This is a genomic window from Cytophaga hutchinsonii ATCC 33406 (assembly GCF_000014145.1).
Lineage (GTDB): Bacteria > Bacteroidota > Bacteroidia > Cytophagales > Cytophagaceae > Cytophaga > Cytophaga hutchinsonii.
Window position 1 is genome coordinate 834,304 of record NC_008255.1, and the last position, 15,344, is coordinate 849,647.

Here is a 15,344-nt window from a genome sequence, read left to right on the forward strand (position 1 = left end):
ACCGGATGACGTTAGCGCGCCATCCGGTTTTTTGTTTTATTCCGTTTTTATACATGTTCTATTCTTCTACAACCAGTTTGCCGTTTATGCGTGTCTGATTATATTCATACGAAATGATATAAATACCTTTTGGCAGCGAAGCGATATTCAGCACATTCGTTTCTTCTGCAGCGTTCAGCATATTCATTCCGTTGGTTGTTGAGATCGAAATATTACTTACAGGCTTTTCAAAATGAAGGTTGTCTTTTCCCGGATTCGGATAAAACTGAATACCCGCAGATACAGGTGTTTTAGCAGTTACCGGAGAAGATAAATAAGTAAACGACAGATCATCTACAATAAACGTAGAAGCTGCGTCTGCATCTTCATTAAAAGCGATTTCTACATATATTCCCGTTACGGCACTGCTGGAGAAATACTGTATCGGTAAATTGAATTGTGTGTAGGCGCTTTTTGTTTCTGTAAGGATCGTTTCTCCGTATGCAACAGGTTGTTCATCGGCATCAATCAATGTAACAGAAACAGTTATTTCATCGGATCCTGCATTGGTGAATTTATAGAATCCGTTAAAGGTTTTAGGTTTTGACGTGAATACCTCATATCCGGGCATGTCAGGTGTATAGATCAATTGTCCCTTCATACTTCCGCCGATTCCTATATTTGCCAGATTTACGAGCTTTGCTGCATAACTGCCGGCATGTGCATCGGTAACTTTAAGTGTGCTTGCAGAACAGGTAAAGGGTGTGCCCATACAATTTACACTTGTGCCAAACCAGGTATCCGGTTCATCATAAGGAAGATCTTCATTTTGAGACCAGTTTTCAAAAGAGCCATTTGGCAATTGCTGTTGTGCATGTACGGATAAGCAGAGGCAGCTTATCGCTAAAAGTACGAGTTGTTTTTTCATTATATAAAAACTGTTCTGTGTGAAAATATTTTTCCAAATATAATAAAAAAGCTTAGATAGCAGCGCAACAGACTCATTTATAAATCATTTGAGTGCTGGCGATTGTGATTTATAAATGAAAGATGAATTTCATTTTATGCTGAAAAATTGCGCATTATTGTTTAATTTTGAGGTTCTATTATAATACGAAAGACATGCAATTGAGTGAACAAGAACTGGTACGCCGCCAGGAACGTGAAGAGTTATTAAAAATGGGTATTGAACCATACCCTGCAGAACTTTTCCCTGTAAATGTTTCAACAAAAGATATTCATCAGAATTACGAAAAGCGAAAGACAGATTATAAAAATATTTCTATCGCTGGCCGTGTGATGAGCCGCCGTATTATGGGTAATGCCTCTTTCGTTGAGATTCAGGATGCAAGCGGTAGAATCCAGGCATACTTCAGAAGAGATGATCTTTGTCCGGATGAAGACAAAACACAATACAACACCGTATTTAAAAAGCTTGTCGGTATCGGTGATATTATTGGTATTTACGGATATGTGTTTACAACACAAACCGGAGAGATCACGATTCATGTTACTTCATTTAAAATTTTAACAAAAGCACTTCGTCCGTTGCCCATGCCAAAAGAGGCGGTAGATGAGAACGGAGAGAAAAAAATATTTGATGCATTCACCGATCCTGAACAGCGTTACCGCATGCGTTATGTGGATCTGATTGTGAACCCGCATGTGCGCGATGCTTTTATCAAACGTACACGTCTGGTAAATACCATGCGTGAGTACCTGAATAACAAAGGATATTTAGAAGTGGAAACGCCGATCTTGCAGCCCTTGTATGGCGGTGCTGCTGCGCGTCCGTTCAAGACACACCACAATACATTAGATATGCCTTTGTATTTGCGTATCGCAAATGAGTTATATCTGAAACGGTTGATCGTTGGCGGATTTGATGGAGTATATGAATTCTCTAAAGATTTCCGTAACGAAGGTATGTCCCGTTTCCACAACCCGGAATTCACTCAGGTAGAATTGTATGTTGCATACAAGGATTACTACTGGATGATGGATCTGGTTGAAGAGATGGTTGAAAAAGTTGCTGTTGCCTTACACGGTACTACAGAGGTACAGGTTGGTCCGCATACGATCAGCTTCCAGCGCCCCTGGAAACGTTTCACTATGTTTGAAGCAATCGAACATTATACAGGTATTAACATTGGTGAAATGGATGAAGCACAATTACGTGCAACATGTAAATCATTAAATGTGGATGTAGATGATTCAATGGGTAAAGGTAAACTCATTGATGAGATCTTTGGCGCAAAATGCGAACCATTATTGATCCAGCCTACATTCATTACAGACTATCCGGTTGAAATGTCGCCGTTAGCGAAGAAACACAGGGACAAGCCAGGTTTGGTTGAACGTTTTGAAGCCATCTGTAATGGTAAAGAAATCTGCAATTCATTCTCTGAACTGAATGACCCGATTGATCAGCGTCAGCGTTTTGAAGAACAGCTGGAGCTTGGCAAAAGAGGTGACAGCGAGAGTATGGTACTGGATGAAGATTTTCTTCGTGCACTTGAATACGGAATGCCGCCTACAGCAGGCCTTGGTATTGGGATTGACCGGTTAGCGATGGTTATGACTAATTCAGCTTCGATACAGGATGTATTATTCTTCCCGCAGATGCGTCCGGAAGTTGGTACACAGGGAGCATCTTCCAATGGTTTCCAGGGCATAGAGATCCGCGGGGAACTTGTTCCGTTGATTGAGAAATTAGGTATCTCTACGGTAGAACAATTAAAAGCAGCAAACCCGAATAAATTATTTAATGATTTGTGCGGCTTACGTAAAAAAATGAAGCTTGAAATCGCAAACCCTACGGCTGATGAGGTGAAGGGATGGCAGGCGTGAGCCGAAGGCTTGAAACTGTCTGATAAATTCCAGATTTCAAAAAACAAATTCCAAACGGAAAAATAAAGGGAAGTATTCTGATAGAATACTTCCCTTTTTAGTTGAATATTTTTACTCTAATTTTCTCTGTTTGGAATTTGTTTTTTGGAATCTGAGTTTTGTGTTACTCGGGTACCATTACATATTCATAGTGCGATTCCAGCGTACGTTTTCCGAACCGGAGTTTGTTTTCCTGTATTTCGTAAACGTTGTCAATATCGGTCAGTAATTCTTCATCTTCTTTAATGATCTGGTTTCCCTCCGGGCTTATCCAGGCCCGTATGGTGATGGTGCTATTGGGGCGAATCCATTCGGCCGTACTGTCGTCATTGATTTTGAAACGCAGTTCTTCAAATTTTTTGTCATTTACTACAAGCTTACCGTTTTGATAAAAACGTAGTACTTTCCAGGTACGGTAGAAATTTTTTCTTGTACTATCACTCTGGCTGTTTCCCATATCAATAGTAAAGAACACAGCTACCGTAAAGAATAGCAAAAACAGAAAAGCGATCAGAAATATTATTCTGAAATGCAGAAGCTTCTCTATTACGGGATGCAGTTGTTTACTCATAAAACAAGGTATCGTTAGCTGTATGAACGGAAAATGAAATTATTATAGTAATTTTGTGCCTTAGTAAAATAGCTGTCTTTGTACTAGATACGAGACATTGATTGAAAATGTTAACAAATGTTAAAGATAGTTGTTTGAACATTTGTTTAAACATTAATTTACGCTTTTTCACAACCTTTAAGAAATAATCAGAATGAAAATATTGACGCCCAGCTACTTTGTAGACTATGAAATGATCGATTCGGGTAATTATAAGAAATTAGAACGTTTTGGAAATTTTATTCTGTCGCGTCCGGAACCCCAGGCAGTATGGGATCCGCAGCTGTTTGATAAAGAGTGGAACAGCCGTTTGCATGCTGAATTTGTGCGTGATAAAGCTAATCCTGAAAAGGGGATATGGAGCTTAAAAGATTCCATGAAAGAGCAATGGTTTGTTGCGTATAAATTCAATAATTTGAATTTGAGGTTCCGCTTAGGTTTATCTTCTTTTAAACACGTAGGTTTATTTCCGGAGCAGGCACCAAACTGGAACTACATCTATGAAAAGGTTTCTCAAATGGAAACAGCCAAACCAAAAGTTTTGAATTTATTTGCTTACACAGGCGGCGCGTCTATTGCGGCGCGGGCTGCAGGTGCAGAGGTGGTGCACGTGGATTCAGTAAAGCAGGTAATCAGCTGGGCACGTGAAAATATGGAAGCAAGCGAACTGACGGATGTACGTTGGGTAGTAGAAGATGCCTTGAAGTTTGTGAAACGTGAAGTAAAACGGGGCAACAAATATAACGGCATTATTCTGGACCCGCCCGCTTATGGCCGCGGACCGGATGGTGAACGCTGGATCATAGAAGAACACCTGAATGAAATATTAAAGCTTTGCGCCGAATTACTGGATCCGAAAGAGCATTTTTATATTCTGAATTTGTATGCCATCGGTTTCTCTGCTGTTATTGTAGAAACCCTGATCCACCGGATCTATGGCGATGTTAAAAACCTGGAAATAGGCGAGCTGGTAGTAGAAGATTCATTCCGGAAAAAATTACCCTTAAGCATTTACGGCAGGTTTAGCAACGTTTAACAGCCCACGGTTTTAACCCTGCCCACGGTTTTAACCCAGCCCACGGTTTTAACCGTGGGAACAATATATCCCACGGTTTCACCGTGGCTGGTGAAATAATAAAAAATGCCTTCGATGTTCACATCGAAGGCATTTTTTATTATTATGTTGTTCCGGTTAAAGCCGTGTTACATATTGTTCCCACAGTTGAAACCGTGAGTTGATAGTTACTCAACAATAAATTTCGCTGTCTGGCCGGTGCTCATAACAACCATGTATACACCCGGAGTTAACGCCTGCACATTAGCTTCGGTTGCATCGTTGATCGATCCTACTTCTGTTCCTCTGATATCAACAATTTTACCTGTTACTTCTTCAGAGAAATAAATTTTTCCGGACCTGGTTGGGTTTGGATAAACCAGCATCGTATTTACATCTGCTGAGCCGGAAAGTATTGAAGTTGTAAGTGGTACAGACACTTCAAAAATAGCTAATGTTCCGCTCATTTCGTTTGCAGATATAACATACGGTTTGCCATCCGGGCTTACGGTTGCATCGATGTAAATGATTCCCTCCGGACCGTTATCACCTGCAAAAGAAGTTAAGCTTCTTGAATTCACATACTGAACAAATGTTGCTGAAGCTGGTTCCGTAATATCATATACCATTACACCGCCTGTTCTTTCAAGTGTAATGAATGCATATGTTCTGGCACCGATCACAGCTACTGTTACACCTTCCGGTTCCGGGCCTTTTGCACGGCTTCTGTTTTTAAAAGCATTGCTTGCATTGTCAGCATTGAATACCGCAGCGCTCTGAGGATGCGTTTCGGTGATGCGTTCAAATTCAGAACCGCTTTCATAGACCAATGCGCCTGTTGCTGCATTCCATATAGCAAAGGAACGTGCTCCGACCGCATATAATTCATCGTAGTCACCATCATTATCTGTATCGCCCTGTAAGTTTGAAATACGGAAACGGCCAAGGTTGTAGCTTTGCTGTAACGCAGCAGCATTCGGGAATTTAACCGGATCAAGAGTTACAGCACCAACTGTAGTACGCTCTACCAATCCGCCGTATTCTTTTTCATCCCCTTCATTTGCGGTTACTAAATAGGTAACGCCGCCAACCGTATAATTTGCAATCGCATCCGGCATGTAAAACCCTTTTACCGGCCACGTTGAAAGCACTACACCGCTGTTGTTATCTGATGCATCAAAACCATTTTCAGATAAGCTGTAATCTTTTGTGCCTAACGCTTTGATTCCTGTAATGCTTGCTGTTTCCAGGTTAATTTCAGCAATCGCATTGTTTTCCTGCAAGGTGACCCATGCTTTTTTAGAATCGGCAGATACCGTAATGTATTCCGGTTCTAAATCCTGTGATAATGTACTGGTCGATTTTGTTTTACGCACGCCTGAAGCACGTAAAGCTGTTTCCTGCGCATTGAAAGCCTTGAAATCAAGCGTTGATACGTTATTCTGGGTTAATGCAGCAATACCGCCCGTGATGTTAATGATACTTACAGAACCTTCCGGATCAATCGAATACGAATCATTCGGCTGGCCTTCATTTGCTGTCAATACATATTTCGCATCGGGTGTAAACGTAACCATGTCCGGTAACGCACCTACGGTAACTTTATTCTGAAAAACACCACTCGTGTTAAAGAAAACAACAGAACCGTTTTCCTGCTCGTCGTTTAAGCCCGTGACAGTTACGGCTACCATTTCATTTTTAACCGCAACACTTGTTAAGCCTTTTCCATACGTTGTCATATCAATCTGACTGATCGCAACAGGATTTGCCGGATCTGCAAAATTGATGATGTCAACTTTATCAATCCCTGTACTGATTGTGAACAAACGTTTTGAAACAGGATCGTACGCTACGATTTCTGCAATACCTTCTTTTTTATCCGGATTAGAAACGGTGAAACGGGATGCAAAGCTTAACGCAATCGATTCATTTTTTTCAACAGTCATATCATTATCTCTGATAAATACCGTTATCGTTGCATTGCCTGTAACAGATGCACCTGCAGGATTTGTTAATTCCAATACAAAATATTCATCCGCTTCTGCTTCTGTATCGTTTGTAATTGGAATGGTGATTATTTTTTCAATCTCCGTTCCTGTCAGCGTAATTGTTTGTGCAGCCAGGGTGAAATCAGCTGCTGATGCTGTGTTAAAGGAAGCCGGTTTTACGGTTACACCAAAAGATGCCGCAGACGGATTAACAATTTTAATTTTAAGATTTACTGTTCCGTCAGATTCTTTAGCAATAACGTGTGTTTTATCCCACGCTAATGTAGTATTGTATGTGAACGTGTATTGGTATGGTGTGAACAGCGCGCTGCTGTTGTCGTTTTTTACATTACTGATGGTTAGTGTATGTGATACACCAGCTGCAAAAGGCGTAGCATACGTTATAATTGCCGTATCTGCCAATGCTCCGTTGTTTGTAAGTACTATTGTTGAAAGCGCATTGATTCCTGTATAGTTTTCCAATGCCGTTGTACTTGCAGCATCCATGTTTGTATTAAATGCAATACGTATCTGCGTTTGGTTTAACACCGTTGCCGATACAATACTGGGCGGTCCGGGGAATGCCCAGGAAGGCCAGATCTGGCCGGCTGTAGAACCTGCAATGCCTACCCAGTTAGCCGGGTTTAATACGGCTGCACGGATCTGAGCAGGTGTGCCGCTTTGTGTGCCTGCATAATAAGCATTCACCAGGTTTCCTGCGGCACTGCCCGGAGCGGCGCTTAAATTAATACTGTTTGTGCCGTCTGTTAATCCTGCAGGAAGCATGGAATTGCTGCCGCTGCAGGATGTGTTTACTGCAGCCCATGCATTTGAACTTAATGCTGTAATATAGTGCGGGTCTGTATTTGTTCCCGTGTATACAATAAACTGATCGCCGCCTGAGCTCAGGCCAAAAGTAGAACCGGATACTGTTCCGATGCTCGCGGTGTTAGCATCGTTGCCGATGGTAATTACCGTACCTGCTGCAACGCCTGATGCAGGAGCTGTCCATACAAGACCGCCTGCACATTGTGCCGGTGTGCTGCTTGTGAATTTAGCATCGGTCATATTGATGCGTGTACCCGGAAGAATATCAACGAGTGTTAATAACGCAACTTCATCCGCAATGTCTGTTGCATTCATTCTGTATGCGACCGGAATAACATCTCCCGCCTGAAATACTGTCTGCGCAGCGATTGTTTTAAACGTAGATGATACAACCGAAGTGATGGCATTGTTGCTTGCATCTTCAATTTTATTGGCAGTAATTGCAACGTAATATTGTGTGTTGTTTGATAACGTAGCAGATGGTGTCAGCGTTATTTCTTTATCTGTGATCGTTGCTGTGAAAGCCACGGCAGCCCCTGCCGCATCGATCTTTCTCAATTCAACGAACGAAGCAATATCGGTTGCCGTAATTGCTGCATCATTGATCAGACGGATCGCTTCATTAAACGTTAATTTAATGGTTGCAGAAACAGCGATATTTTCTGCAGCATTTACGGGGGTGAATACTACTGTCGGCGCTGCGTTGTCTGCACCAAACGTAACACCTTCAACCGTGAAGTTATCGATGCGGTCGTTACCGCCAGTGCCTCCTGCGCCTGCTGCAAACGTCATGCGGATCTTGAAATTCGCATTGTTCTTAGCCAGTGCAACAGAGCTGAAATCAAGTGTTTGAAGTGACGGTACTTCTGTTACTGTTACAGAGCTGAAGGCTGTAAAGGCCGTTCCATCCGTACTGTATTCAATTACCTGTGTGCCCGCCCCCTGTGTTGAGCGTCTGGTTACATATTTTACCACAATCTGCTCATAACCGGTTGTTGGCAGAGAAAATACTAATGTGCCGCCGATCGGGTTGTTCAGGCGTAAATGCGAACCGGAAACAGAATTGTTACGCGCGTTCAGATTTAATAATTCAAAATCCTGTGCGGTGTTACTTGTTATCTGAATAACACTTGGTCCTGTACCGCCTGCTGTATGTGATGCAGCAGCACCTGTAAGAATAGAAGCAGGAGTTAATTGTGCTGCTTCCGATGTGCTGGTGTTGAAATCCCAGTAATGAATCAATGTTTGACTGTAGGAAACGTATGTTCCCAGCAAGAGGCATAGGGTACCTGCAATGCGTAAGAGTTGTTGCATGTGATCGTGCTTTTGATGAAGCAACAAAACTAGGGCAGCAATGTTAGGATAGTATTATGGAAGGGTTATGGTAGTGTGATGATACAGGTGGGGAGGTGATGATTAGGTAATAGTGTCTGCCGCGTCGGAAGTTGTTAGCAGACAGTAGTCAGTTGATTACGCTATCTATGATTGGTGGTTAGCAACAGCCTGATGAATCAGGTTATAATATGTCAGGGCTTTCATTCTTCCGGTTTTTCATAGCGGGATTGGTGGTGTAAACATCTTCGTTACTATGATGTGTAGTAAAATACCAGACTCAATATCTTAAAATTTCATTCAGACATTTGTGTACCTGCGCAAGTTCAGAAGCGGACAGTAAGCCAAGTTTATTTTTTAGTCGTTTTTTTGATAAAGATCTTATCTGAAAGGTTAATACTTCCGACAATTTTTTTAAACCATTGCCCTTGTCTGGCTGCAGGATCAGGTTCCCGTGGTAGTTTTTTAATTTTGTTGTTAAGGGGCAGCAAATAACCACATTTGAAAAATCGTTTAATACGTTTCCGCTGATAATCACAACAGGCCTGAACCCTGCCTGTTCACTGCCTTCAACAGAATCTAAATCCGTGAGCCAGATTTCTCCCTGTTTCATTCGTCTATCTGTGTCAGATAATCACTCATACCTTCTTCAGCAATAGAAAGTATATCCGTATCCTGAGACATTTTTTTATAAGACCTGATGTATGAGGCTTTGTTCAGCTGATCCAGATAAATGCGGAGTGCCTTTTCTATAAGTTTATTTTTTGGTATGGATAATTCCGCAGCTTTTTCATTTAGCAACAGCATCAGATCATCCGGCAGGGTGCTGGTGAAAGTTGTCATATACGTATATATTATAAATATGATTCATAAATATATTAAATGTTTATTTTAAAGTCAAGTGCTTGATTTATAGAGTAAGTGATTATCTACTTAAAATTACAAATTACTGTAACAATCGAACTCGTACAAAAGAATGTAATCTGGAAAATAAATGTCATTACAAATCGAAAAAAAGCTTCTGGGATGTGGCAAATAAAATCTTTAGCCTGATTTATAAATCTTAAATTCCATTTCACGTTATATACTGAACAGCTTATATTTATTTCTTTTTACCGCTAAAGAAATAATACCCGATAGCCACACCGCCCTGCATGGTAGTGATTTTTGTTGCATCGGCAGTATTGATAGGTACAAATCCGCGGCTGCCCCGCATTTCAAAGAATAAGCGTTTTTTCATAACCGAAAAACCAAAGCTGATCTGATAGCCCGCATTAAGTCTTGTATAATCAGAAGTGGTGTTTTGATAATCGCCGCCTTCCGTTTTTTGCCTTGCCGCCAGCTTATATCCGATAAATGGTCCGGCAGCCATATCGAAGGTAACTTTCTGACTGCTGAATAACGTAAATTTGGCAAGCAAGGGAAGTTCCAGGTAGTGCAAACGGATGTTGATGAGTGTCTGGTCTGTTACTTCATATCCATATCGGTTTCGATGAGGAAGGCCATCGATACAGTAATTTTTTCCATGGGTCGTGAAGTTCAGTTCAGCCTGCAGGGAGAAAAGGTTACTTAATCTGTAATTGGTCATAATACCCGCATTCCCGCGGATCATGTGTGTTTCTGCAACAGATGAATCAGGGCTTACGTGCCGGCTGTTACTGCTTTTATACCAACCCGTAGCTGTGCATACGAAGCAGTGGATAAAGCAATCAGTAATAGTGAAAGCAGAATACGTTTCATTGTCAGGTTGATTTTAAAAATCTTGAAAAATGAAAAAATATATAATTGAAACACCAGCACACAACTTCTAATACCCCGTACCCAGGTTATTGGCATCGCGTTTCGTTAACTTCATATCACGCAATAGGGAAGACTTGGCATTGAGTGTAAAGAAAAAAGATTGCTGCTGCCCGAATGGAATCACGCTCATACTCATCTGCCAGCAATGCAGGTCTCTGAATATTTCTATCCGCGTATTGTACGCGATACTTTTTCTGACAAAATCGTAGCCGGATGTAAATTTAACTTTCCAGTTATCCGATACTTTAACATCGCCGCTGAATGTGAATGCCTGCGAATACACTGCTGTATCATAACCCTGTTTCGAATAACTCAAATTGTATCCCAACATTAAATTCCATGGAATGTTAAAGTCTACATACTGAGCTCCCCCGATAAGCGTATAGCCATTAGGGGAGGGCATATTCATCTGATTGGCAGGCTGAGTAGTTTTTTGCCCCTTTGGATTGAGATTGGTGCTGATAGCAACATTGTAATTTGTCAATATCAGAAATTTAGGGTTTGGATTTTCTGCAGTTCTTTCACTGGCTAATGTATTGATCCGGTGCTGATAGATCCGTTTGGAATTGGTGGAAGAAACAGAATCCAGTATATAAATATATGGATCAAATGTACCGTTGAAGTTAATATTGATGCGTTCAAATAAATTTGTCTGTGCGCCCCAGGTAATAAGCGACCATTGCATGGAATCGGCGCCGAAATTATACGAGCCCGCTGCGTTTACGTTGTCCAGCAATTTTATCTTTTTAGTAGGTGTAAGGCCGGTAGTGTCTTTACGGTTACGTGCTTTACCTTCTAATGAATTTACAAAACTAAAGGATAAACTATTTACTGTACCGCTGCCTGGGCCGCCATAGATATAACCCTGGTAACGGGAATACGGAATAGGTTCTCCTGTTGTACGTGATACATCCGAAGAATTTGTATAGAAATACTTATTTCCTTTATCTAATCCGACCAGATCAGGTCTGTATGTATAGGTAAAATTAGGGATAAATGTATGGCGGATGCCCTGGAGAATTTTATTATTCAACCGGTATAAACCATATATACGTGTTGTTAGTGTTGTAGAAAAATCTCCTGAAAAGGCAGTGTTTAGCCCTTCTATTGATTGTTCAGCTTGTTTTGTTTGCACCACCCCATTAACAACAGTGGTTGTGTAATCTAATTTATTTGCATACACCCAATTGGTAATTCTAACAGAAGGATTTAAACTAAAATATTTAAATACTTTAAATGTAGTATTTATGGGTATTGTATTTTGAAGACCCCATTGAGCATTATTAACTATGTCCTGAAAATTATTGTCAAAGCTTACAATTGTATCACTATAAAATGTATTTCCAAGAAATGCATTTCTCAACTGGTTTGTTATTATGTACTTGGTGCTTCCATTATAGGCAATGTTAATCTTCTCAAACCATTTGGTACCATCGCTGTTTTTGCCTTTGAACGGATAGATCCGGTTCATCGAAAAATTTACATCCGGCGCGGTAATATTCATGGTTTTATTCACCGTATTCTGATTCTGTCTGAAGGCAACAGACATACTGAACGGGCTGTTTCTGAATGCTTTTGACCAGGAAATATTAGATGCAAATTCAGGAGCCTGATAGCTTGCCGGGTTGTAGCTGTTAGTTGCATAAAACTTACTGGAACTGATATTCACATCTGCAGATAAACGCGATGATTTATTCCCCAGGGTTGCGTGGTTCCAACGGAGATTAAAAAGAAGCGGTGCTTTTACCGTGTCAACAAATCCTTCTTTTACTTTGCTGTAGCTCATGCTGCTGGTACCGGTATAGGAATAGCGCTTTATGTAACTGGCTGTTGTTGCAAGCCGGTAACTTTTGTTTGCATAGAGATCTCCCAATACTTTTACCCCTACATAATCATTCACCGCCCAGTAGTAACCGCCATTGCTGATAAAGAACCCTCTGCTGCGCTGCTCGCCGATGGTAGGGAAAATGATACCTGATTTAGAGCGGCGTGTTACGGGAAAGAAACCAAGCGGCAAGCCCAGCGGTGTCGGGATACCCATGATTTCCATATGAAACGGGCCTGTTACAACTTTATCTCCCGGGATCACTTTTAATTTTGATGCATTAATAGAGAAGTGCGGATGCGGTAAATTACAGGTGGTATATATGGCATGCTTTACATAAATAGCTTCAGGCGTTTTCTTTACTGGTCCGCCCTGTATGTAGCCATCGCCCTGGCGGGTAACAATACCGCTGATAATACCCTTGCCGCTTTTCATATTGTACCGGATCGTTTCCGCTACATACATATCGGAGCCTTCTTTAAAGACCGGCTTGCCGATGGTTTTCCCCTTAAGCGAATCAACAAGTCCGTATGCGTTTACTTCATTTGTTGCCCAGTTGATCTCCATGAATTCCGCTGTCAGAATGCGGCTGCCGTAGGTAACTTTTGCATCTCCGTATAAATACACTTTCTGTTCGGCAATGTTCATGCGCAGCGAATCGCGGCAGGTATATAAGATGCGTGTTTCAATATCACTTTTGGGAATATCAAGCGTATCCGTGGCATTGGCTTTTAAAGAATCAAGGGATTGTGCGTGTGCGGTACGCTGCGTTGTGGTATCGGTAATGGGATTGAGCACGCCTTCTTTAAAATTCAGTTTCAGAGAATCTGATATAGGCGCTTGCGCATTGATTGATTCTGCCAGTAATAGACAGAAAATCAATGAAAGTATACGGAATATCCCCTTGTTATATTTCAGAATTAAATTAAAATGCACAACTTTGAGTAAAGTTATTGTATTAACTTCATAAATGAGTACAAGGTGAAAAAAAATCTTTCCATACTTTTTTTAATTACTGTAGTAACATTATCGTCCTTTTCTCCATTAGGGGAGCACTCATACAAAGTTCGTACCATAGTTATAGATGCCGGTCACGGCGGAAAAGATTCCGGTTGCCACGGAACCACGGGTGTGGAAGCAAAAGTTACCCTGGCAGTTGCCCTTGAACTTGGCCGGATCATAAAAGAAAACATGCCTGCCACAAAGGTGTATTATACACGGATGTCGGATAATTTTGTGGAATTACACGATCGTGCCGGTATTGCCAACCGCAATCATGCCGATTTATTTATTTCTATTCATTGTAACTCAGGCCCTTCAGACGTTAAAGGTACAGAAACCTATGTTATGGGACTGCATTCTTCGGAAGATAATTTAGATGTTGCCAAACGTGAAAATGAGGTTGTTTTAAAAGAATCGGATTATAAAAAGAATTACGATGGCTTTGATCCCAAATCACCCCAGGCACATATTCTTTTTTCACTCTACCAAAATGCGTATATTGAAAACAGTATTAGGGTAGCCTCAAAAATTGAAAAACAGTTCTCTGTGCGGTTGGGAAGAACAAGCCGCGGTGTAAAACAGGCAGGTTTTTTAGTGTTATGGAAAACCGCAATGCCCAGCGTACTGATTGAATTGGGTTATTTGACAAATGCTTCTGAAGAAAAGTATTTAACAAATAAAACCAATCAGGTATATTTAGCGTCCGGAATTTATAGAGCTATTAAAGAATATAAAGCGGAAATAGAAAATTAGTTTGTACTGTTAATTTATTCGGGTGAAATTTTCAAAAGAATTTAAAGTAGGTTTAATGACACTTATTGCAGGTGTGATCCTATATCTTGGTTTTAATTTTTTAAAAGGGACAGATGTATTTTCAAATACAAATACCTATTATATCAAGTACAGCAAAGTAGACGGATTGGCTCCATCCAATCCTGTTCTGATTAACGGGTATCAGGTTGGTAAAGTGAAAGAGCTTGTTTTAAACCAGGAAGATAACAACAGCATCCTGGTTTCGATCGATGTACGAAAAGATATCCTGGTTGGGGATGCTACCTATGCAGAAATTTCAAAAGATTTATTGGGAAGTATGAGTATTGTGCTAAAAATGGGCAGTAATACCAAACAGGCTGTAAACGGCGATACCATTAAAGGAGGCTTTCAGTTAAGCCTTACAGACATGCTGGGCAGCAAAGCATATCCGGTAATTGACCACCTGGATACAACACTGGTGCACCTGAGCAAAATGCTGGATGATGACATGCGCAAAAAGCTGTACGGCACCCTGGCTAATTTAGAAGCTATTTCAGGAATTCTGCGCTCAACCATGCAATCTGGGAAAAGCAGCCTGGATGGCACATTCCAGAACCTGAATACGCTTACAGCGCATATGATCGAAACAGAAAGGCAGTTAACGCCTATACTAAATAAATTTGGTGCGCTTGCAGATTCCCTGAACGACCTGGAACTGAAAGCAACCGTTGCAAATGCAAATAAATTACTGGTTGAACTGAACAAATCGGCAACCAAAATCAGCAATGGGGAAGGTACATTAGGTGCATTGGTAAATGACAAATCTGCCTATGCCAATTTAAATAAAACACTTACCGACCTGGATACCTTACTGGTACACTTAAATAATAATCCGCATCACTTCTTTGCACCCTTCGGTAAAAAGGGTAAGAAGGAGAAAATAAAATAAGCGGCACAAGCAAATGCTTGCGCCAGCCGGGAAAGTGGGCAGTTTATAACAGGAAACAGCTATATAATATTAAAGCTCCGGAAAAATTCCGGAGCTTTTGTTTTTTTACCCGTTGAATACATGAGACGGTAATTACGTTAGGCCGTTTTTCATACCAACAGATGCTGCGATTCATTGCCGTTTGGCTTTAGCCAGCGGTTTAGAGTAAAGGTAGGCACAGCGACCAGCGGTTTTGAAATAATATAAATAACCAACTATTGATAAATTAAAAATACAGGAATATATCCCTTGCTTTTGTTTTTTCGTAACTATACAAATAATAATTAAATGAATAG

The 15,344-nt window shown here is 40.9% G+C and carries 11 protein-coding genes; 4 read left to right on the forward strand and 7 right to left on the reverse strand.

Translation table 11 applies throughout. The features are described from left to right. Positions 1 to 58: 58 nt before the first annotated feature. Complete coding sequence (locus CHU_RS03635; RefSeq protein WP_011584143.1) at positions 59 to 907, reverse strand: T9SS type A sorting domain-containing protein; 849 nt, start codon at positions 905 to 907, stop codon at positions 59 to 61. A gap of 194 nt (positions 908 to 1,101) precedes the next feature. Here CHU_RS03635 and lysS point away from each other — a divergent pair, with 194 nt between their 5' ends. Then, positions 1,102 to 2,829, forward strand: a complete 1,728-nt coding sequence (gene lysS, locus CHU_RS03640; RefSeq protein WP_011584144.1) for a lysine--tRNA ligase — start codon at positions 1,102 to 1,104, stop codon at positions 2,827 to 2,829. A gap of 163 nt (positions 2,830 to 2,992) precedes the next feature. Here lysS and CHU_RS03645 read toward each other — a convergent pair whose 3' ends face one another. Beyond that, on the reverse strand, positions 2,993 to 3,439 hold the full coding sequence (locus tag CHU_RS03645; RefSeq protein WP_011584145.1) for a hypothetical protein: 447 nt from the start codon (positions 3,437 to 3,439) through the stop codon (positions 2,993 to 2,995). A 193-nt stretch (positions 3,440 to 3,632) separates the two neighbouring features. On the opposite strand from CHU_RS03645, the gene CHU_RS03650 reads away from it, so the two are divergent. Then, a complete protein-coding gene (locus tag CHU_RS03650; protein ID WP_011584146.1) occupies positions 3,633 to 4,514 on the forward strand; it encodes a class I SAM-dependent methyltransferase in 882 nt (293 codons plus the stop codon). Positions 4,515 to 4,720: 206 nt separating this feature from the next. Here the strand turns inward: CHU_RS03650 and CHU_RS18765 are convergent, their stop codons facing one another. The 5 genes from CHU_RS18765 to CHU_RS03675 all read right to left on the reverse strand — a co-directional run bounded on the left by CHU_RS18765 (position 4,721) and on the right by CHU_RS03675 (position 13,241). Beyond that, entirely contained in the window at positions 4,721 to 8,662 is a 3,942-nt protein-coding gene (locus CHU_RS18765; protein ID WP_081428646.1) for a choice-of-anchor I family protein, read from the reverse strand. Between the two features lie 298 nt (positions 8,663 to 8,960). Next, on the reverse strand, positions 8,961 to 9,293 hold the full coding sequence (locus tag CHU_RS03660) for a type II toxin-antitoxin system PemK/MazF family toxin (RefSeq protein WP_011584148.1): 333 nt from the start codon (positions 9,291 to 9,293) through the stop codon (positions 8,961 to 8,963). Then, positions 9,290 to 9,523 carry a CopG family transcriptional regulator gene (locus CHU_RS03665; protein ID WP_011584149.1) on the reverse strand — a complete coding sequence of 78 codons (234 nt, stop codon included), beginning with the start codon at positions 9,521 to 9,523 and terminating at the stop codon, positions 9,290 to 9,292. The genes CHU_RS03660 and CHU_RS03665 overlap by 4 nt, the downstream gene beginning before the upstream one ends. 259 nt (positions 9,524 to 9,782) lie before the next feature. Further along, on the reverse strand, positions 9,783 to 10,292 hold the full coding sequence (locus tag CHU_RS03670; RefSeq protein WP_011584150.1) for a porin family protein: 510 nt from the start codon (positions 10,290 to 10,292) through the stop codon (positions 9,783 to 9,785). Positions 10,293 to 10,487: 195 nt separating this feature from the next. Continuing rightward, positions 10,488 to 13,241, reverse strand: coding sequence for a putative LPS assembly protein LptD (locus CHU_RS03675; protein ID WP_238379339.1), 2,754 nt, complete (start codon positions 13,239 to 13,241; stop codon positions 10,488 to 10,490). 45 nt (positions 13,242 to 13,286) lie between these two features. Between CHU_RS03675 and CHU_RS03680 the strand changes: the two genes are divergently transcribed. Continuing rightward, a complete protein-coding gene (locus CHU_RS03680; RefSeq protein WP_011584153.1) occupies positions 13,287 to 14,060 on the forward strand; it encodes an N-acetylmuramoyl-L-alanine amidase family protein in 774 nt (257 codons plus the stop codon). 22 nt (positions 14,061 to 14,082) lie between these two features. Beyond that, positions 14,083 to 15,009: an MlaD family protein gene (locus tag CHU_RS03685; protein ID WP_011584154.1), complete on the forward strand. Its 927-nt coding sequence runs from the start codon at positions 14,083 to 14,085 to the stop codon at positions 15,007 to 15,009. Positions 15,010 to 15,344: the final 335 nt, after the last annotated feature.

Excerpts from the sequence above, each read along its gene's own strand:
- CHU_RS03670 (WP_011584150.1), bottom strand. The coding sequence starts at position 10,292 with ATGATCCGCGGGAATGCGGGTATTATGACCAATTACAGATTAAGTAAC.
- CHU_RS03660 (WP_011584148.1), bottom strand. The coding sequence starts at position 9,293 with ATGAAACAGGGAGAAATCTGGCTCACGGATTTAGATTCTGTTGAAGGC.
- lysS (WP_011584144.1), top strand. The coding sequence starts at position 1,102 with ATGCAATTGAGTGAACAAGAACTGGTACGCCGCCAGGAACGTGAAGAG.
- CHU_RS03645 (WP_011584145.1), bottom strand. The coding sequence starts at position 3,439 with ATGAGTAAACAACTGCATCCCGTAATAGAGAAGCTTCTGCATTTCAGA.
- CHU_RS03665 (WP_011584149.1), bottom strand. The coding sequence starts at position 9,523 with ATGACAACTTTCACCAGCACCCTGCCGGATGATCTGATGCTGTTGCTA.
- CHU_RS03650 (WP_011584146.1), top strand. The coding sequence starts at position 3,633 with ATGAAAATATTGACGCCCAGCTACTTTGTAGACTATGAAATGATCGAT.
- CHU_RS18765 (WP_081428646.1), bottom strand. The coding sequence starts at position 8,662 with ATGCAACAACTCTTACGCATTGCAGGTACCCTATGCCTCTTGCTGGGA.
- CHU_RS03635 (WP_011584143.1), bottom strand. The coding sequence starts at position 907 with ATGAAAAAACAACTCGTACTTTTAGCGATAAGCTGCCTCTGCTTATCC.